This is a genomic window from Nocardia sp. NPDC005746 (genome assembly GCF_040630785.1).
In the GTDB taxonomy this organism is placed as follows: domain Bacteria; phylum Actinomycetota; class Actinomycetes; order Mycobacteriales; family Mycobacteriaceae; genus Nocardia.
In genome coordinates this window covers 67,367-85,646 of record NZ_JBEXYE010000011.1, presented here as the reverse complement: position 1 = coordinate 85,646, position 18,280 = coordinate 67,367, and the positions used below count along the sequence as shown (strand labels likewise).

21 protein-coding genes and 1 riboswitch are annotated in these 18,280 nt (G+C 69.1%); of the genes, 8 read left to right on the top strand and 13 right to left on the bottom strand.

All coding sequences use genetic code 11. From position 1 onward, the window contains the following. Positions 1–116 precede the first annotated feature (116 nt). Complete coding sequence (locus ABZ412_RS21580; protein ID WP_357282953.1) at positions 117–1,334, top strand: Ig-like domain-containing protein; 1,218 nt, start codon at positions 117–119, stop codon at positions 1,332–1,334. Here ABZ412_RS21580 and ABZ412_RS21575 read toward each other — a convergent pair. After that, a complete protein-coding gene (locus ABZ412_RS21575) occupies positions 1,307–2,602 on the bottom strand; it encodes a lipopolysaccharide biosynthesis protein (protein WP_357282952.1) in 1,296 nt (431 codons plus the stop codon). The two genes, ABZ412_RS21580 and ABZ412_RS21575, sit on opposite strands and share 28 nt — an antisense overlap. A gap of 187 nt (positions 2,603–2,789) precedes the next feature. Here ABZ412_RS21575 and ABZ412_RS21570 point away from each other — a divergent pair, with 187 nt between their 5' ends. Beyond that, complete coding sequence (locus ABZ412_RS21570) at positions 2,790–3,401, top strand: DUF4126 domain-containing protein (RefSeq protein WP_357282950.1); 612 nt, start codon at positions 2,790–2,792, stop codon at positions 3,399–3,401. Between the two features lie 10 nt (positions 3,402–3,411). Here ABZ412_RS21570 and ABZ412_RS21565 read toward each other — a convergent pair whose 3' ends face one another. From ABZ412_RS21565 to ABZ412_RS21550, 4 genes are all read right to left on the bottom strand, one after another. Continuing rightward, positions 3,412–4,377, bottom strand: coding sequence for a DUF1152 domain-containing protein (locus ABZ412_RS21565; protein ID WP_357282949.1), 966 nt, complete (start codon positions 4,375–4,377; stop codon positions 3,412–3,414). Positions 4,378–4,415: 38 nt separating this feature from the next. Then, positions 4,416–5,126 carry an alpha/beta hydrolase gene (locus ABZ412_RS21560; protein ID WP_357282948.1) on the bottom strand — a complete coding sequence of 237 codons (711 nt, stop codon included), beginning with the start codon at positions 5,124–5,126 and terminating at the stop codon, positions 4,416–4,418. 29 nt (positions 5,127–5,155) lie between these two features. Beyond that, positions 5,156–6,121 carry an alpha/beta hydrolase gene (locus tag ABZ412_RS21555; RefSeq protein WP_357282947.1) on the bottom strand — a complete coding sequence of 322 codons (966 nt, stop codon included), beginning with the start codon at positions 6,119–6,121 and terminating at the stop codon, positions 5,156–5,158. Between the two features lie 106 nt (positions 6,122–6,227). Further along, a complete protein-coding gene (locus ABZ412_RS21550) occupies positions 6,228–7,250 on the bottom strand; it encodes a GlxA family transcriptional regulator (protein WP_357282945.1) in 1,023 nt (340 codons plus the stop codon). A 74-nt stretch (positions 7,251–7,324) separates the two neighbouring features. Here ABZ412_RS21550 and ABZ412_RS21545 point away from each other — a divergent pair, with 74 nt between their 5' ends. Continuing rightward, the gene (locus ABZ412_RS21545; protein ID WP_357282944.1) at positions 7,325–7,927 is read left to right on the top strand and encodes a TetR/AcrR family transcriptional regulator; all 603 of its coding nucleotides are present in this window, start codon (positions 7,325–7,327) and stop codon (positions 7,925–7,927) included. Between the two features lie 24 nt (positions 7,928–7,951). Here the strand turns inward: ABZ412_RS21545 and ABZ412_RS21540 are convergent, their stop codons facing one another. After that, positions 7,952–8,647: a DUF2993 domain-containing protein gene (locus ABZ412_RS21540; protein WP_357282942.1), complete on the bottom strand. Its 696-nt coding sequence runs from the start codon at positions 8,645–8,647 to the stop codon at positions 7,952–7,954. Positions 8,648–8,754: 107 nt separating this feature from the next. On the opposite strand from ABZ412_RS21540, the gene ABZ412_RS21535 reads away from it, so the two are divergent. Beyond that, positions 8,755–9,768, top strand: a complete 1,014-nt coding sequence (locus ABZ412_RS21535) for an NADP-dependent oxidoreductase (protein WP_357282941.1) — start codon at positions 8,755–8,757, stop codon at positions 9,766–9,768. Between the two features lie 3 nt (positions 9,769–9,771). Here the strand turns inward: ABZ412_RS21535 and ABZ412_RS21530 are convergent, their stop codons facing one another. Next, the gene (locus ABZ412_RS21530) at positions 9,772–10,428 is read right to left on the bottom strand and encodes a hypothetical protein (RefSeq protein WP_357282939.1); all 657 of its coding nucleotides are present in this window, start codon (positions 10,426–10,428) and stop codon (positions 9,772–9,774) included. Between the two features lie 76 nt (positions 10,429–10,504). After that, a complete protein-coding gene (locus ABZ412_RS21525; RefSeq protein ID WP_357282937.1) occupies positions 10,505–11,167 on the bottom strand; it encodes a hypothetical protein in 663 nt (220 codons plus the stop codon). Positions 11,168–11,410: 243 nt separating this feature from the next. On the opposite strand from ABZ412_RS21525, the gene ABZ412_RS21520 reads away from it, so the two are divergent. Further along, complete coding sequence (locus ABZ412_RS21520) at positions 11,411–11,737, top strand: hypothetical protein (RefSeq protein WP_357096746.1); 327 nt, start codon at positions 11,411–11,413, stop codon at positions 11,735–11,737. Positions 11,738–11,743: 6 nt separating this feature from the next. On the opposite strand, the gene ABZ412_RS21515 is transcribed toward ABZ412_RS21520, so the two are convergent. The 5 genes from ABZ412_RS21515 to ABZ412_RS21495 form a co-directional block, all read right to left on the bottom strand. Further along, positions 11,744–12,589, bottom strand: coding sequence for a hypothetical protein (locus ABZ412_RS21515; protein WP_357282936.1), 846 nt, complete (start codon positions 12,587–12,589; stop codon positions 11,744–11,746). After that, on the bottom strand, positions 12,583–13,302 hold the full coding sequence (locus ABZ412_RS21510) for an HAD-IB family hydrolase (protein WP_357282934.1): 720 nt from the start codon (positions 13,300–13,302) through the stop codon (positions 12,583–12,585). The genes ABZ412_RS21515 and ABZ412_RS21510 overlap by 7 nt, the downstream gene beginning before the upstream one ends. Beyond that, positions 13,299–14,087 carry an AfsA-related hotdog domain-containing protein gene (locus tag ABZ412_RS21505; protein ID WP_357282932.1) on the bottom strand — a complete coding sequence of 263 codons (789 nt, stop codon included), beginning with the start codon at positions 14,085–14,087 and terminating at the stop codon, positions 13,299–13,301. The genes ABZ412_RS21510 and ABZ412_RS21505 overlap by 4 nt, the downstream gene beginning before the upstream one ends. 13 nt (positions 14,088–14,100) lie before the next feature. After that, a riboswitch (SAM riboswitch) is annotated at positions 14,101–14,210 on the bottom strand. A gap of 38 nt (positions 14,211–14,248) precedes the next feature. After that, the gene (locus ABZ412_RS21500; RefSeq protein WP_357282931.1) at positions 14,249–15,472 is read right to left on the bottom strand and encodes an MFS transporter; all 1,224 of its coding nucleotides are present in this window, start codon (positions 15,470–15,472) and stop codon (positions 14,249–14,251) included. 143 nt (positions 15,473–15,615) lie between these two features. Next, complete coding sequence (locus tag ABZ412_RS21495) at positions 15,616–15,990, bottom strand: hypothetical protein (RefSeq protein ID WP_357282930.1); 375 nt, start codon at positions 15,988–15,990, stop codon at positions 15,616–15,618. A gap of 357 nt (positions 15,991–16,347) precedes the next feature. Here ABZ412_RS21495 and ABZ412_RS21490 point away from each other — a divergent pair, with 357 nt between their 5' ends. The 3 genes from ABZ412_RS21490 (at position 16,348) to ABZ412_RS21480 (ending at position 18,256) form a co-directional block, all read left to right on the top strand. After that, positions 16,348–17,268 (top strand): hypothetical protein, encoded by a 921-nt coding sequence (locus ABZ412_RS21490; RefSeq protein WP_357282928.1) that lies wholly within the window; start codon positions 16,348–16,350, stop codon positions 17,266–17,268. 85 nt (positions 17,269–17,353) lie between these two features. Next, positions 17,354–17,686 carry a DUF732 domain-containing protein gene (locus ABZ412_RS21485; protein ID WP_357282927.1) on the top strand — a complete coding sequence of 111 codons (333 nt, stop codon included), beginning with the start codon at positions 17,354–17,356 and terminating at the stop codon, positions 17,684–17,686. Positions 17,687–17,884: 198 nt separating this feature from the next. Then, complete coding sequence (locus ABZ412_RS21480; RefSeq protein ID WP_357282925.1) at positions 17,885–18,256, top strand: hypothetical protein; 372 nt, start codon at positions 17,885–17,887, stop codon at positions 18,254–18,256. Positions 18,257–18,280: the final 24 nt, after the last annotated feature.

The window sequence follows — 18,280 nt, the reverse complement described above, 5'->3', positions numbered from 1 at the left end:
ATTTCTCAGGGATGACCTCGTGACGGACGATCGAAAGCGGCGAGTAATCTACTACGCTGGGCAGTAACAAGATGCTGTGCAGCGATGCGGCGCACGGCGATTACAGGAGGGAAGCCATGCCACCCCGCCGTTTTCGGACGAACGCCGCAGCGAGCGTATTGGTCACGCTCACGCTGGTGCTGGCGGCCTGCTCGTCCAATCTCCCGAGCGGGAAGGTCGGTCCGCGCACGCCGGTCGAGCAGTCCATCGTGGTGTCGCCCGCGGCGGGCTCGGACAAGGTGGATCCGTCGGCGCCGGTGAAGGTGAGCACCACCGGGGGCGTGCTGACCGACGTCGTGCTCTCCAATGACGATGGCAAGGTCATCGAGGGCACGTACACGCCGGACAAGACCGCGTGGAAGCCCAACGACCAGCTCGGCTACGGCCGCACCTACACGCTGAAGGCTTCCGGTGTCGATGTGACCGGCCCCATCGGACCGGTCACCTCCACCTTCACCACCATCAACCCGAAGAACCAGACCAAGGTGTATTTCAACACCACGGGCGGGCAGGCCATCGTCGACGGCAACAGCTACGGCGTGGGCATGGTCATCGTCGCGCACTTCGACGAGGACATCCCGGACCGGGCGGCCGCGCAGAAGCGACTGGTCGTCACCACCGATCCGCCGGTGGAGGGCTCCTGGTACTGGCTGGACAACCGCAATGCGCACTGGCGGCCCAAGGAGTACTGGAAGACGGGCACCAAGGTGAACGTGGCGGCCAACCTGTACGGCGTGGAGGTCGGCAACGGGCTGTTCGGGCAGGAGGACGCGAAGTCGCGCTTCGTGATCGGGCCCTCGCACGTGTCCATCGCCGACGACAACACCAAACAGGTGCAGGTGTTCGAGAACGGTCAGCTGATCCGCACCATGCCCACCTCCATGGGGCGCGGCGGATCGGAGACCGTCGCGGGCAAGACGTTCACGTTCTGGACCATGCCCGGCACCTACACGGTGATGGACAAGGCCAACCCGGTGATCATGGACTCCTCGTCCTACGGGCTGCCGATCAATTCGCGGCTCGGGTACAAGGAGACCATCGGCTGGGCGACCCGCATCAGCACCGACGGCATCTACCTGCATCAGCTGGACTCCACGGTGTGGGCGCAGGGCAATACCAACCTCTCGCACGGCTGCCTCAACCTCAATCTCGACAACGCGCAGTGGTTCTTCAACTTCGCGCAGCCCGGTGATGTGGTGGAGGTGCGCAATACCGGCGGCGCGCAGCTCGAGGTGTGGCAGAACGGCGACTGGACGCTGCCGTGGGATCAGTGGCTGGCCGGTAGCGCCGGCTGACGCCGCTCGCGCGCGGCCAGTTGCCCGGTGCGCGCGAGATACCAGGCCGCGACACAGAATTCGGCGGCCACCGTGCCCCACACCAGCGTCCACACCGAGTGGGTGCGCAGAGTGAGCAGCAGGGCGGTGGCCGCCACCGCGGTCCCGATCACCGCGCCGATCATGATGCCGACGGTGTCCTGGCGGACGGGCAGGATCGCGGTGGTGACGAACGAGGTGGTGGCGGTCGCGATCAGGATGCACACCTCGACCCGCAGCATCGGCACCACGGCGCGGAACTCGTCGTCGTAGATGACCCGCACCGCGAGCGGCGCGGCGATCCAGATCCCCGCCACCGCAACGGCCGCCACGATCACGCAGGCGGCCAGGGCGCGCAGCTCGTGCCGCCAGAAGCCGGGTTCGGTGCGCTCGCGCGCCATCCGGGGCAGCAGCGCCAGCCCGATCGGATCCAGCAGCGACTGGGTGGCGCGCACGAGTTTGTCGCCCGCCGAATACAACCCGAGCGAGGCGGCGTCGAGCACCGACGAGTACACGGTGGCCGTCCCCTGCCCGTAACTGGTGACCAGCAGCCGTGAGGCGAGCACGGGCGCGCCCTTGCGCAGGATCATCACCACCTTTCTCGGCCGCCCCGGTTTCCCGAACCGCTTGTTCGCGTCCCACCAGGTCAGCGCGACCGTGACCGCGGACGACAGCAGCAGGCACACCAGCACCACCTCGGCGTGCGGCAGTCGCGGCAGCACCCCGACCAGCAGCACCAGATACACCACCCGCCCGGCGATCTGATACGACATCGAGGCCCCGAATCTGGCCTGCCCCACCAGCAGCCAGTCCTCGGACATCGACAGGAATCCGCCCACGAACAATCCGAGCAGGATCATCCGCAGGTGCGCTCCGGCTCCGACAGACAGTCCGGCCGCGAGCGCCACCCCGAGCGCGCCGAGCCCGGCCGCCCGCACCGCGAGGTAACTCCCCCGCAGTTCATCGAGTCCTTCATCCCCGAGCAGCGCGGCCAGGAAGGTGTTGATCCCGAGATCCACGACCAGCGATCCGAGAAAGTACGCCGACATCCCGATGGCCAGCAGCCCGACGCCGCTCACCCCGAGCATCCGCGCGGTGAGCGGCACCGTCACCGCGGTCACCAGGAACTGCCCGTACTTCCCGAGGCTGACGAACCCGATGTCGCGCAGGACCGACAGCAGCCCGTCCTCGGCCACCTTCGCCCGCACGCGTCCGACCAACGCGCCACCCAGGTGTCGCCGATCCGCCATGGCGGTCCCTCTCTCCCCGACCGCGCACCCCGGGCCGACGACGAAATTCTCGCGCCGCACCACCCGCCCCGCCACCCGATCCCGCCCGGTTGGGGGAAACCGTAACGCCCTGTTCAAATGAACCGCGCAGTCCCGCAACCGCTCCCAAATACCGGCCGCCTCCCCCCGATGCCTGCACACTGGTCCCATGGAGATCACATCGGCCGTCGGAGCGATCCTCGGCGCGTTCGGATTGTCGGGCGCGGCGGGACTCAATGCCTGGCTTCCCCTGCTGGTGGTGGGCGCCGCCGACCGCATGGGCTGGATCGACCTCGGCTCCTCCTACGGCTGGCTCTCCTCCACCCCCGCGTTGATCGTGATCGCCCTGCTGCTGGTCTTCGACCTCATCGGCGACAAGATCCCCGCCATCGACTCGGTCCTCCATGCCATCGGCACCCTGGTGGCGCCGGCCTCCGGCGCGATTCTCTTCACCGCCGAGACCAGCATCTCCTCCAACCTCCCGCCCGCCGTCGCCGCCATCCTGGGCGCGGTCACCGCGGGCAGCGTCCACGCGGGCCGTACGGTGGCGCGCCCCTTCGTCACGGGAACCACTGCGGGCGTGGGCAACCCGGTGGTCTCCACCGCCGAGGACGGCACCTCCCTGCTCCTGACGGTGCTGGCCCTGGCCGTCCCCGTCCTCGCCTTCGCCGCCATCCTGCTGCTGCTCATCTTCCTGGGCTGGTTGGCTTTCCGAGCCCGCCGCTGGCTCCGCACCCGGCGAGCCCGCAAGGACAGCCAACCGGACCGACTACAGCCGTGACCCCGCTTCGTCAGCCGGGAATCGCGCGCCTGGCCCGTAGCGGGATCCGATCGCGAAACGCCTCGATGGCGGCCGCGACGTCGTACGGTGTCGCCGCATCCTCGATCTCGTTGCGGTACAACACCCGTCCCGCGACCGCGTCCAGGTCGAACCCCCACACCATCGACATGAGCGGGTTGATGAACAGCTCGTAATCCCCGCTCCGAGTCCGCGGCACCGACCGGTGATCCCCGAACTCCCCGCGCGCCGCATCGGTGATCGACGCACACACGATGCTCTCCCGATCAGGCGTGTTCCCCTGCACGTACGCCACCGCCTCGAGCCACTCGTCCACGGCCCGAATACCCGGCGTCAAACCGAAAACCCCGTGATAGGCGCCCATTGTGGCCAGCGCCGCCACGTTCTCGAGGAAATGCGCGTGGCACAGTCCGTGATGCGCGTCCACCCCGAATCCGACACACGCCACCGCCTTCACCGGCACATCCAGCGCTTGCACCGCCAGCAGACTGGTGATGTCCTCGACCGGCGTCCCCAGCCCGGCCTCGTCGCCGGTCATCAGCAGATCGGTCCCGCCATCGACCAATACGATCCCGTCGACGCCCAATTCGTCCGCCAGCCACCGATAGGCGGCCCGAACCGCCTTCGTCCCACCCTTCTTGATCAGGTACACCCGGTCGCCATACCCCCGCTCGGCCAACCACGCGGCGAGATGCTTCTCCGGGAAATAGGACCGCGGCCCATCGGAATCCGGCCGCGCGTCGAAAACCCCCGGTCCGACCTCCACCGCCGAGGTGCGCTTCGCGGCGGTGAAGGTCAGATTCGCGAGGAACACCGTGCGCCCCTGCTCGATCAGGGACAGCGCGATCGGCAGCCCGCTGAGCACGTCGAAACCCCCACCGGCCCCGGCGATCAGAACCCGCTCACAGTCCCGCAGCCGATGCAGGACCGGAGCATCGAACAAGGTAGGCGCTGACACCGGGCCCAGTGTAGGCACGCTTCGTGTCGGGAAGGGGCTCAGAGGTTGTGGCGGACCGCGCGCAGGATGAGGTCGGCGACCGCGTCGGGGCGGGAGACGGTGACGGCGTGGGAGGCGTCGACCTCGGTGGTGTGGGCTCCGGCGCGTTCGGCCATGAAGCGCTGGGCCTCGACGGGGATGTTCTTGTCTGCGGTGGTGAGCACGGCGAAGGCCGGGATGGTTCGCCAGGCGGCGGCCGCGGCCGGTTCCTCCAGGGCGGCGACGGCGACCGGGCGCTGGATCACCGCCATGGTGGCGGCGGTGGGGACGTCGGCGGCGAACTGCTGGGGGAACTCTTCCCGGCGGATGTAGAGTTCGGTGGCTTCGCTGCCGTCGGCCCGGCGATAGGTCGCGGGGCGGGTGGTCGGGCCGAGGGTGGAGCCCGGGAACTTGCCGGTCAGTTCCAGTGCGCTCTCACCGATCTCGGGAATGAACGCCGCCACGTAGACGAGCGCGGTGACCTGCGACTTCCCTTGGGCGGCAACGCTGATGACGCTGCCGCCGTAGGAGTGACCGGCCAGCACCACCGGGCCGTCGACGCTGTCGACGACGGAGGCGATGTAGTCGGCGTCGGAGGTGAGTCCGCGCAGGGGGTTGGCTGCCGCGAGGACCGGAATACCCTCGGCGGCAAGGGTTTCGATGACGCCGTTCCAGCTGGAGGAATCGGCGAAGGCTCCGTGCACCAGGACGACGGTCGGGGTTGTGGTCATACGGTTTGCTCCTGAGCTGGGGTCGATGGTCAGGCCGGGTACAGCGCCGCGCGCAATGTCGCGACGGCCTGGGCCACAGCGGCTTTCGCGGCGTGCGTGTCGTGCAGGGCGTTGACCATGACGAAGTCGTGGATGATGCCGCCGTAGCGGACCTGGGTGACGGGAACGCCGGCGGCGCGCAGGTTCGCGGCGTACGCCTCGCCCTCGTCGCGGAGCACGTCGGCCTCGGCGGTGATGACGAGGGCGGGCGGCAGTCCGGCGAGCTGGTCGGCGGTGGCGCGCAGCGGCGAGACGTCGATGCGGGCGCGGTCCTCGGCGCTGGTCGTGTACTGGTCCCAGAACCACTTCATGCCGTCGAGGGTCAGGAAGTAGCCCTCGGCGAACTGCCGGTAGGAGCCGGTGTCGAAGTTGGCGTCGGTGACCGGGTAGAACAGCACCTGCTGGGCGAAGGTGACGTCGCCGCGCTCCTTGGCCATGAGGGTCAGCGCGATGGCCATATTGCCGCCGACCGAGTCGCCGGCGACGGCGAGCCGCGTGGCGTCGAGGCCCTTGCTCGCGCCATCGGTGGTGACCCACTGCGCGATTCGATACGACTGCTCGTTGGCGACCGGGTACTTCACGTCCGGCGAGCGATCGTATTCGGGGAACACGACGGCCGCCCGCGTGCCGACCGCGAGGTCGCGCACCAGCCGGTCGTGGGTGTGCGCGTCACCGAAGACCCAGCCCGCGCCGTGGGTGTAGACGATGACCGGCAGCGGTTCGGTCACCCCCTGGGGCTTGACGATGCGGGCGCGCACCGACCCGGTGGGACCACCCTCGACGGTGATCCACTCCTCGTCGATCTCGGGCTTGAAGATGGGCGAATCCTGCACCGAGTCAACGGCTTTGCGGCCCTCCTCCGGGGGCAGCTGGTACAGGAACGGCGGCTGGGAGGTGGCGTCCACGAACTCCTGGGCGGCCGGTTCGAGCGAGAGGTAGTGCGGGTTTCCGGACATTGTGATCCTTTCCGCGACGCCGGGAATGGGGGCAGGCGCCACGGTAGTCATTTTCGTCCGGAAACACCTCGCGCCGCCCCGCCCTACGGGCCGCGAAATCCACGATTCAGGACACGGCCGCCACCGCCGATTCCTGGACATCCGCCCAGCTCGCCGACCCGGTCGTCCGGAACCGCTGTTGGTAGCTGCGCGGCGAAATGCCCAGGCGCGCAATGAAGGCCCTGCGCAGCGCCTCACCACTACCGTAGCCCGCGATCATGGCCGCTTCGGTCACCGTGGACCCGGCGTGCAGCAGGTCGCGAGCGACACCGAAGCGGATGAAGGCCACGTATTCGGCCGGTGAGCGTTCGAGTTCGGACCGGAACAGCCGGGTCAGATGCCGCACGCTGACCTGTGCGTGCGCGGCCAGGGTCTGCACCGTGTGCGGGAAGGCCGGATCCGCGCAGATCAGATCGACGACCCGGCGCACCAGCGGGCTGCGCGGCACGGGACCGGTCAGCGAGGCCGAGAACTGCGACTGGCCGCCCGCCCGCTGCATATAGACCACGAGCAGCTGCGCCGTCCGCCGCGCCACATCCGCGCCGTGATCCTCCTCCACCAATGCGAGCGCCAGATCCACGCCCGCCGCGACTCCGGCGGAGCTGTACAGGTTTCCGTCGCGCACGAAGATGGCATCGGCATCCACCTCGACCGCCGGGAAGCGCCGGGCCAGGTCCGGTGCGAACTTCCAGTGCGTGGTCACCCGCCGCCCGTCCAGCAGGCCCAGTTCGGCCAGTACCGCGGTCCCGCTGCAGATCGACACCAGCCGCCGGGTGCGCGCGGACAGGTGCCGGGCCGCGGCCCGCAGTTCGGGTGTCACGAAGACCGAAGCGGGCAGCTCGCTGCCCGGGATCACCACGGTGTCAAAGGGTCCGGCGTCGGCCGCGGCCCCGTTCACCGCCACCTTCGCGCCGATCGAGGTCTGCACCTCCCGTCCGTCCGGTGACAGCAACACCACGTCGTAGCCGTGCACCGCCTGGTTGGCCTCCATGAAGACCTCGGCGGGACCGGCGAAGTCGAGCATCTTCACACCATCGAAGACGAGGATCCCCACCCGGCGGCGGTTCGGACCGGAAGATTTGGCTGACATGTCCACTATTATTCTGGAGGCACGGCTCCATAACAAGCGGAGTGCGCGAGATCGCAGATTGATACGGTGACCCCATGGGCAGACCACGGCAGTTCGACGAGCAGGCATTGCTCGCTGCCGCGGTGGAACTCTTCTGGGCGAAGGGTTTCGACACCACGTCGGTTGAAGACGTCTCCCGCGCGACCGCCATCGGCAACGGCAGCATCTACGCCGCCTACACCAGCAAACGCGGCCTGTTCCTGGCCGCCTTCGAGCGCTACTGCGAGCAGCGCGCCCGCTTCGTGCGCGAGACCCTCGAGTCGGCCCCCGGCTCCGCGCGCGACGCCGTGCGCACCCTCTGCCGTGCCGTCATCGACGATTGCGCCGCCCACCCCGACCACCGCGGCTGCCTCATGCTCAACAGCATCGCCCACCTCGCCACCCGCATCCCCGAGGTGGCCACCATCGCCACCCGCACCACCACGGCCATGGAAACCGCTGTGGCGGACCGACTCCGCCCGGCCATGCCGCACCCCGACGAGGCCCTGCTCTCGACCCTGGGCGCGAGCGTCATCATGACCACCCAGGGCCTCATCCAACTGAGCCGGATCGGCGTCCCCCCGTCCCGCCTCGGCGAAATCGCCGACGTGTCCTGCGAAGTCCTCCCCCCGGACTGGGCCGACCTACCCCGGATCTGAGCTGTTCGGCCGCTGAGCAGCGGCTCAGGACAGGTCGGAGAACCGGACGGTGTGAGCCACGGCGGTGACGTGCAGGCCGTCCGAAGCGGGCTCGAGCGACGTCAAGCGGGCCCCCAGGGGAAGCTTCTCCAGCGGGATGGTGAAGGTCAGGGATTCGCTGAGCGCCGCCAGGGACAGGGTGGGGCCGCCCGCCGCCGGCTGGATGGACGTCGGGGTCACGACGATGCCGTTGTCGGCAAGAGCCACGGTGACGAAGACCGTTGCGGGAACCGGGATACCGGCCACGGTGAAGGTGCCCGAGACACGGAGGCCCTCGGGGCTGTAGGAGATGGACTCGACCCCGGCCGGGGCATAGCGCTGGACCGTGTCGTAGGGGACGCGGGCCGTGGCGGTGGCGGTTTCGGCGGTGAGTTTCTCGGTGCGCTTGTTGATGACGTCATCCAGCGGCGCCGAGACATTGGTGAGCTTGACGTCCAGGTCGCGGACGGAGATGTCGGGGTCACTCCAGTCGCCGATCCGGATGCCGATGTCGGCGTAGGTGCCATCCAGGGCCTGGGTGAGGAAGGGAATTCCGCCGATGGTCACCTTGGGCTGCTCGGGCAGCTTGTAATCGGCGGCGATCTGGCGGGCGATCTCGTTCTGGGCCATGCCGACCGCGACGCGGTCGCCGACGATCAGCGCGATCGCCAGCACGACCAGCACGATCAGCAGTCCGCGCATGTGTTCATCTGTTCAGCCATGCCACCCATCATGCTGGCGAATCCCGGTGACGAGGACGGGCACGCGGAACCGGGCGCGAATCCCCACGAAATCGCCACAATGTACGCATGAAATCCACCCGCATAGTGCTCGCCTCCCGCCCGGTCGGGATGCCCGAGCAGGAGAACTTCCGGACCGAGACCGTGGAGCTCGAGCCCCCGCGGCCGGGCGAGGCGATGTTGCAGACGCTGTACCTGTCGCTGGACCCCTACATGCGCGGGCGGATGAGCGACGCGCCGTCCTACGCCCCGCCGGTCGAGGTCGGCGACACCATGTGCGGCGGCGCGGTGTCGCGGGTGATCGAATCCACCGATCCGGCACTGCAACCCGGCGATATCGTGCTCGGCTGGGCCGGATGGCAGACGCATTCGGTGGAGAACGTGCAGGCCTTGCAGAAGCTGGATCCGGCGGCCGCGCCGCTCACCACCGCGCTCGGCGTGCTCGGTATGCCGGGGTTGACCGCCTACACGGGCCTGCTCACCATCGGCCGTCCGAAGCCGGGCGAGACGGTGGTGGTCGCGGCCGCGACCGGCCCGGTCGGCGCGACGGTCGGCCAGATCGCGAAGATCCAGGGCGCGCGGGCCGTCGGCATCGCGGGCGGCCCGGAGAAGGTCGCACTGCTGCGGGACCGCTTCGGCTTCGACGCCGCGATCGACCATCGCGCACCCGATTTCGCCGAGCAGCTGGCCGCCGCCACCCCGGACGGCATCGACGTGTACTTCGAGAATGTCGGCGGCGCGGTGTTCGACGCGGTGCTGCCGCGTCTGAACACCTATGCCCGGGTTCCGTTGTGCGGCTTGGTCGCCAACTACAACGACACCGATCTGCCGCCCGGCCCGGACCGGCTGCCGCTGCTCACCTCGAACATCCTGCGCAAGAGCCTGACCGTGCGCGGCTTCATCGTGTCGGAGTTCTGGGATCAGATCGGCGAGTTCCAGCCGACCGCGGCGCAGTGGATCGCGGAGGGCAAGCTCACCTACCTCGAGGACGTCGTCGACGGCCTGGAGAACGCGGTCGAGGCCTTCCAGGGTCTGCTCACCGGCAAGAACGTCGGCAAGCTGATCATCAAGGTCGCGGACTGACGGCTAGCGCATGGCGGTGATGTAGGGCCGCAGCCCGAGCGCGATGTCCACGCACACCCCCAGCAGCACATCGCGTTCGACGGGGTCGAGCGGGTGCTTCAGCCACAGCCGGGTGCCCAGGATCGGTACCGGCAGCGGCTGTCCCGCTCGATCCCACCAGAACGACTCGTTGTAGACGTCGTTCACGAGCCGGCGCACGGTCCAGCCGCCCGCGGTGCGCACCACGTCGAGCCGGCCGACCTCCGCGCCCATGCGGTCGAGTACGAGCAGCCGGAACAGCTCGGGTGTGCGGGGCTCGTCCGGGTCTGGCACGAAGTGGAAAAGCGTTCCCGCCGTGGACCCGACGGCCGTGGAGGTGTCGGCGCGCTGGATCGAGCCGATGGAGGTGCCGTCACCGCGGCTGATGACGGTGGGCGCGGAGTCCTTGGACTCCACCCACACCACCGATCCGTCGGCGTAGGTGATGCGATGCCGGCCGGTCCCGCCGTTCTTGAAGCCGAACAGGATGGCGGCCTTGGCCGCAAGCCCGTTGCCCGCGCCCTGCACCCCGGTGGCCAGCGCGTCCTCGGGCCCCACACTGAAGGTGATCTCCAGGGCGTTGTTCAGCTTGTGCACGACCCGGCCCTCGATCATGGTCGAGCGGTCCTGCGACGCCGGCATCGTTCGATCGTAGGCCGGTGGCAGCGGCGTGAGGTGGTTTCGCGGCGGCACGCCGGGGCCGACGCGCGCGCCGCATTCACTTGCCGGCAGGGAAGCCCACCGTGGCGAGCGCGGTCGTCCAGTCGGTCGCGATGGCGACCTGCGCGTCGCTGAGGGCGACCTTGCCGTCGCAGATCAGCGTGTGCAGCTTGGACTCGACGCCGTCCTTGGGGTTGTTCGGCCCGGCCCCGTCCTTGTGCCCCGGGGACGGCGGCTCGACCCACAGGTTGCGCGCGTCATTGGGGTCGCCGCCGAGTTCGAGGGAGATGAGGTGGTCGTACTCGCCGTCGCGGGGGTCGCCGTTGTAGCCGTAGGACTTGATGTTCTCGGTCTTCTCGCGGCCGGTGATATTACTGTTGGGCCGAATCGAGGCGGTGTATCCCGACTTACAGATGGTGTCGGCCAGATTGGCCGCTGTCACTGTGGGATTCAGCGCGCCCGGCGTGCAGGCCGGGTCGGGCAGCGGCTGGCCGTCGGCGGTCTTGCGGTAGTGGCAGCTGCCGGGTGCGGGCTGCGCCTGCACGGTGTAGGTGCCCTGGGGTCCGGGTCCGACCGGGATCGCGGAATTGTTCTGTTTGGGCGCGGGCTGCGGAACCGCCTGGGCGGGCACATTGGCCGGATGGGTGGCGGCCTCCTTCGAGCATCCGATCGTCATGCTCAGGACCAGCAGGGCCATCGCAAGCCCTTTGTGCGCCTTCATAACATCCCCTGCTCGACCCGGACGGCAGCCTAATTGTGCGCTATCCCTTGGTGATCGGCCACTCGCCCGCGACGACACACCGCGCGGAAACGCGGATCCCCGCCGCCCGTCGAGCAATACATACCAACCGGTTATGCTGCACCAATGACAGCAGATCTGTCGCACTCTCCGGCGACAATCCAACCCGTCGGCACCAATGGAATTCGGGGGCGCGCCCTCGCGCTCGCCGGCCTGCTGCTGGGTATGGGCACCCTGCACTTCCTCATGCCCAAGCCGTTCGACACCCTGATCCCGCCCCAGCTGCCGGGCGAACCCCGCACCTACACCCACGTTTCGGGCGCGGCCGAGCTCACCGCGGGCGCTCTGCTCGCGATCCCGCGCACCCGCGGCCTGGGCGCGCGGCTCGCCGCGCTGCTGTTCGTCGCCGTTTTCCCCGGCAACCTGTACATGGCCTACGACTGGCTCAGCAGCGACCGCGCCCTGCCATTGAAAGCCGGTGCCCTGCTCCGCCTCCCGCTGCAGATTCCGCTGGTGCTCACCGCGCGACGGGTGTACCGCGCCGCGCGGTGATCGACCTCAGTCGGTGGTCAGGAACTCGTCGAAGGACGGGTCCGGCAGTTTGAGCTGGGCGTGGATATCACCGCCCAGCCCGAAATGCCCTATCGCGCCGCCGTAGTTCTGCTGGTAGCTCTGCCAGAGCACGACCACGCTGATGATGCGGTTCGCGCCCGGCAGCGCCGGATCCGGGAACGGGTTGGGCAGCACCGCCCGGTAGCTCGCCGTGCCGTGCTCGTCGGTGACGAACACATTGGGCACGCCCAGCGGCCCGGGCCGGGTGGGCGCGTCCGGGTCCAAGTCCTTGGCACGCAAGGACATCACCGTGTACAGCGAATCCGGAATGAGCCCGGTGAACTCGAACAGGAACTCCGCCTGCCGCGCATCGTCCAAATCCACGGTCACGTCCAGGGTGCCGCGGGCCCGCAGCCAGTCCCCCAGTGTCACCGGTCCGGTCAGCTTGCGTCCGTCCTCGGGCCGGAAGTCCGGGATGGGCGTCTCGTGGAACGGGTAGCTCGGCCGCGTCACACTCGCGGCCTCGGGAAGCTGATCGGGCGCGAAGACCACCGGATAGTTGTTGGCGGGCAGCGGAAGCGGCAGCGTGTGCAGGACCCCCGCCGCGTCCTCCGCCGACAGCTCGTCGGGCAGTTCCCGCACGATCGTGTAGGCCGCCGACTCACCGAAAGCGGGCACGGGGGTGTCGGCCGCGACGATGGCCCGCCCCCACCGTCGGGTGACGGCGCCGCCGGGCCCCGGGACAGTCAGGTATCCCACGACGATGAAATCGCCGTCCGCGTCGAGCACTTCGCTCGGCGGGTAGAGCGGCCCCTGCGTGGTCGGGCTGAGTTCGTAGCGCTTGGTCACCATACGGAGAGCACTTCCTGGTCGGAGAGAAGGCGGCCCGGGTCGTCGACGGAGGCGCCGACCCGGTCGGACAGGTGGATCCAGCCGGTGCCGTGGACGGCGAGCACCGCGTCGTCACCGCGATAGCCGGGGTGCGCGACGGCCCGCAGGAACGGCAGGTCGCTGGCGTGATCGCCGTAGCCGAAACTGTTCTCCCGCGCGATCGCGTGTTCGCGCAGGAACTCGGTGACGGCCGCGGCCTTGGCCTCGCCGATCATGGGCCGCCACACCTCGCCGGTGAGCACGCCGTGCTCGTCGGCGACGGGCACGGTGGTGATGAGGTGGTCAGCTCCGACCGCCGCCGCCACCGGTGCGACGGCCGCGCCGAAGGAGCCCGACAGCAGCACCGTGGCGTGCCCTGAATCACGGTGTGCGCGCAGCCTTTCCACCGTGTCGGTGTAGTAAACGGTGTCGCTCGCGGCGAATTCGGTGAACCAGCGTCGCCCGGCCGCGTCCAGTGCCGCGGCCTCGACTCCGCGATAGACCCGATAGTAGTGCCGATTCACCTCCTCCCGCGGTGTGCCCGCGGCGGCCCGCTGCTGGATCTCCCCGGTCAGGCGCGCGTATTCGCCACCGTCGTCGCCGTTCTCGGCCAGCCAGAACCGCAGGAACGCGAACATGCTCTTGACGGTGATCAGGGTTTCGTCGACGTCGAAGAACGCCGCGCCCGCGCTCATGCCACCTCGTCGAGGTAAGCCGCGATCGCCTTGGCCGCCTTGTGCCGTTCGATCTGCGAGATGCGTTCGTTGGGCAGTGCGGCGTAGCCGATGCGTGCGGTGGCGACAGCGCGGCCGAGCTGGCGCACCTCCACCTCGATGCTGAATTCCAGCTTCCCCGGATCGTCGATGGACACCGGGGTCAGCGTCGCGTGCAGGGTGGCGGGCAGCGGGAACAGGAAGGACTTGAACTCCAATTCGATACTGTTCCACACGATGTAGAAGTGCTGTTCGGGCCAGCGGCGGCCGTACTCCAGCTCGAACGCGCCGAGGAACAGCTGGCGCACGGCCTCCACGATCACGATCCCCTGCACGTGCTCGCCGGTCTGATGGTCGAGCAGTAGTTCGTTGTCGCCGTGGATCCGCAGATCCGCCCGGAACGCGGTCTCCGATTCCCGGACCAGCCCGGCCAGCAGCACATTCGAGTGCTGATACTTGTGCACCTGGTGGCGCGGGGCCGGTTCGGCGACCGCCCCGGCAACCCGCAAGCCCGCCGGGGCGTGCACGATCGCCACGTGCTCGACGTAGTCGAGATCGTGGCGGGTGACCCCCTGCCCGAGCCGCACGGTCAGCGGCTCCTCCGCCGTCCGCCAGCGACCCGCGCGCAGCGCGGCCACCAGACCGGACACGGTGAAGGCGCGATCGTCCGCGGCGATCCCGCGGAACCGATCAGCCACCAGCAGCACCTCGCCGACGGCCGTCTCCACCACGGTCGCGGATGCCGAATCGAGCTGAGCTACAGACATTTTCCCTCCGAGAACAAGACGCTTATGGCGACGCTCGCCGCCATCCGGTCGTCACCCGGAGCACCCCACCGCCCGGAGGGTTGCCGCCCAGCGAGCCGGGGCTTCGCGCTGGAACTCATGACCGTGATCGAAACAGTATGGGGGGCAGACCTTTTCGAGAATCATTTCAACCACGCCGATCGAAACCCGGCTGCGGCGGCCAGGGCGGCGCCGGTCGCCGAAAGCGCCGCGACGGCCAGGGCCACCGCCGAATAGCCGTGCCGAGCCACGAGATTGGCCAGCTGCGGGCCCGCGCTCGCGCCGAGGAACAGGGCGAAGGTGTACAGCGCGGTGGCCGCGCCGCGGGCCGCGCCCGCGCGGGCCGTGATCGTCTGGACGGCGGCGGGGGCGGCCACCGCGATGGCGGCGACGAACACGAACAACCACACCGCCACCCAGACCCCGCCGAGCGGCACCGCGGTCACGGCCACGGCGAGCGCGGCGGCTCCCAGCGCGGCGACCAGCCGGGTGGCTGGGGTGATGCCGCCGAGCCGCCCGGCGAGCAGCGGAATCGCCACCATGGCGGGAATCGCGCTGGCCCGCAGGGCGAGCAGCGCGCCGTTGCCGGAGCCCACGCCCTCGGGCGGGGCGAGCTGGATGCCGGTGTAGACGCCCACGAAGGAGCCGAGGATCGCCAGGCAGCTCAGATACAGCAGGGCGAGGCGGGATTGCCGGAGCAGCTCCACGAACGGCGCGAACACCGACCGCGACGGCACGACACCGGTTCCTGAATCACCGTCGTCCGCCAGGGGATCCGCCGACCGGGCCGGCGGTTGCAGCACCACCCGCAGCACCACCGCCGAGACCGCGAACGCGATCGCCCCGGCCACGAAGATCGCGTGCCAGCCCAGCGCGTTCCCGATGAGCTGCGCCAGCACCTGCGCCACCACCCCCGCCCCGAGGAACGAGCTCGTCAGGCAGGTGAGCGCGAAGATCCTGCGCTCCGGCGCGATCCGCTCCGACAGATAGGCGAACGCCGCGGGGGCGAAGAACGACGCCGTGAGCCCCTGCAGGATTCGCACCGAGAGCCCGGTCACCAGCCCCGGCGCGGCCGCCACCAGCAGGGTACTCACCACGGTGGCCGCCAGCCCGCCGACGATGACCGGCCGCCTCCCCCACCGATCCGACAGCGGCCCGGTCACCAGGAAGCCCGCCCCGTAGGCCAGCCCGAAGGCCGTGGTCGTCCAGGTGGCCGCGGATTTGGACGTATCCCAGTCCGCCGCCAGCCGATTCAGCACCGGCAGCACCACGTACAACTGCCCGACCACGAGGATACCGACCGCGCACACCGCCCCCACGGTGCGCCCGACCGGCGCCCACACCTCGGTTTCCGCGGGCGCGCTCATGACCGCACGACCCGGACGCGGGCAGGGAGAAACAGCGAGGTGGTCATCGAATTCCTTTCGTGGACAACGGAGTCCACGTCTATCAATCCGAGACCACCGGGCACGACGGTTACGTGCGCGCTGATCCGAAGCCGCCGGGCGGCTCAGGCCAGGACGAAACTGAACTGCGGTATGAAGTTGCCGCCCAGGCGGAACCACGTGTAGCCGAGCCACACGCCGGGGGTGACCTCGCGGATCTCGTCGTACACGGCTGGGGTCGGGGACGGGGCGTAGTCGAGGATCCAGGCGGGCTCGCCGTCGACGACGGACGGCCCGGCATACACCGTGGCGGGCCAGGCTTCCAGATCCGCGGGGGTCATGCGGTTGTGCAGGTATCCGCCGGTGGGACCGGTGTAGAAGTCCTTGCCGATCCAGACCAGCGATGTCCAGGACTGCGCCTGGAGGGGTGCGGCGACCCAGCCGTCCTTCGCGCCGACCGGGACGTCGCCGCGCGGGGCGTCCCGATAGATCGCGTCCACCTGCTCGAGCGCACATCTGAACCGGAGCGAGTCCACAGTTGCTGATGTGTTGTCGGAGTACAGAACACAGCCGTTTCCATGGTCCGAGTCGGCGTGCGAGGACACCGGGACAATCAGCGCCAGCACCCCGAATCCGACCGGGGCGAGGCTTCTTATGAGGACATTTCGGAAAATATCACGGTATGCACTCATGGTTGCCTCCATCGGGATAATCCCCGACCTAGCGATAATCTTAGTTCGCCACAAAATAGCCGGTCAGCGCCGTCGCCGAACCGAGATCAGATCGACGCGTGCTTAACAGGAAATTGACAGGTTTCCGCTGGAAATGTCTCGAGCTTCGTGTCGATGTAATGGAGCATGAGCTCGATTCAGGCCCACACCCCGCGCGCACGGTGGTCGTGGATCGCGACCGGAGGTCTCGTCGCCGTGGTCGCCTTGTCGGCGCTGGGCGCGCCCGCCGCCTTCGCCACCTCGCACGACCAGGCCGGGCCGGGTCAGGCGCCGCAGGCCACCGCGCCCGCGGCGGTGGCCGCGCCGCATCCCATCTCGGTGACCGCCATCGCCCAGCAGATGCAGACCGCCGTCCAGGCGGCCTCGCCGGGCACCACGGTCGGAATCGACGTGGTGGACACCACCACCGGGACGGCCATCGCCAGTCTCAATGCCGACCAGCAGTTCTACACCGCGTCGGTGGTCAAGCTCCTGATCGCGCTCGACACCCTGGGAAGCCAAGGCGCGCAACCAGATCCGGATACCGCCACGAGGGTGACCCAGATGCTCTCGGCCAGTGACGACGACATCGCCGATCAGCTCTGGGAGGCCGGCGGCGACAACGCGATCATCGATCGGATGGTCGCGGCGATCGGGCTGACCGCCACCACCGCGCCCGAGGACACCGCGCAGTGGGGCGAAACCCTCACCACCCCACGCGATGTCGTCGCGATCTTCCACTACATCACCACCGCGGCCCCGGCCGCGACCCGCGATCTGATCCTGGGCGCACTGCGCGACACCGCCCGGACCGCCGCCGACGGCACCGATCAGTTCTTCGGCATCCCCGACGGGCTCACCGGCAAGAGCTGGGCGGTCAAACAGGGCTGGATGGACCTGAATTCGTCGACCACCCTCGACACCACGGGCCTGGTCGGCACGTCGCCGGATCAGCCCTACCGGTACGCCGTCGTGGTGCTGTCGACCCAACCGGCGGGCACCAGCTGGCCGGTCGCCGGCGCGGCGTTGACCGCCGGGGTGACGCTGCTGCACGCGGCGCTGAAGTAGTCCGAGCCCATCGCCTTCGGCAACGCGGCCATCGGCCGGGCGCGCGGTACGCTCGCCGGGTTCATTCGATGTTGAAGGAGAGTTCGTGGGTAAGAAGAGCCGTCTCGCTTCGGGTTTCGCACTGGTTGCCGCCGCTGCCGCCACGATGGGCGCGACCGCCGGAATGGCCGCCGCGGAGCGCGCGCTCACCGGGCAGGAGCAGGTGTTCGTCAGCTACCTCGAGGAGCACGGGGACATCCTGGTCGATCTGGACCAGAAGCTCGCGGCCGTCGACCTGGGCAAGGCGTACTGCTCGGCGCTGGCGGCCGGCGTGCCCCGGGAGCACCTGTCGACGCGGCTGCCGGGTGGCGCGGGCGAGGACGCGGAGGCCGCGCTGATTTTGGAGGCGGCCACGGCCACGGGCAGCCTCTGCGGCTGACCCGTTGACGTGATGCCTGCGGGCGCAACCGGAAACGGTTGCGCCCGCCGTTTTTTCGCGCCCACCCGTCCTAACTGATTGCGTAAGTTGTTAATTGCGTACCTTGCGGAATTCTTCAGCAAACCACCTACCGCCGGGCCCGTACCGGCGTAGCGTCACCGATCGCGAGAACCCGTCACGGCTAGGAGAGGAAAACCCATGGCGGACTTGGAAGTTGCCCTGAAGGACATGATGATGCTCGACGGCGCCATCGGCGCCGCCGTCGTCGACTACGGCAGCGGCATGCCCCTGGGCATGCTCGGCGGCTCGAAATCCCTGGATCTCGAGGTGGCGGCGGCCGGCAATACCGAAGTGGTGCGGGCCAAACTGCGCACCATCGAGCAACTCGGCCTCAATGAGGAGATCGAGGACATGCTCATCACCCTGAACAACCAGTACCACCTGGTGCGCCCCCTGCGCGGCCGCCGCTCCCACGGCCTGTTCCTGTACGTGGCCATCGACCGCACCCGCGGCAACCTGGCCCTGGCCCGGCACCGCCTGCGCGACATCGAGGAAACCCTCGAGGTCTGATCCGGAGCGCCGCCCGGGGCGGTC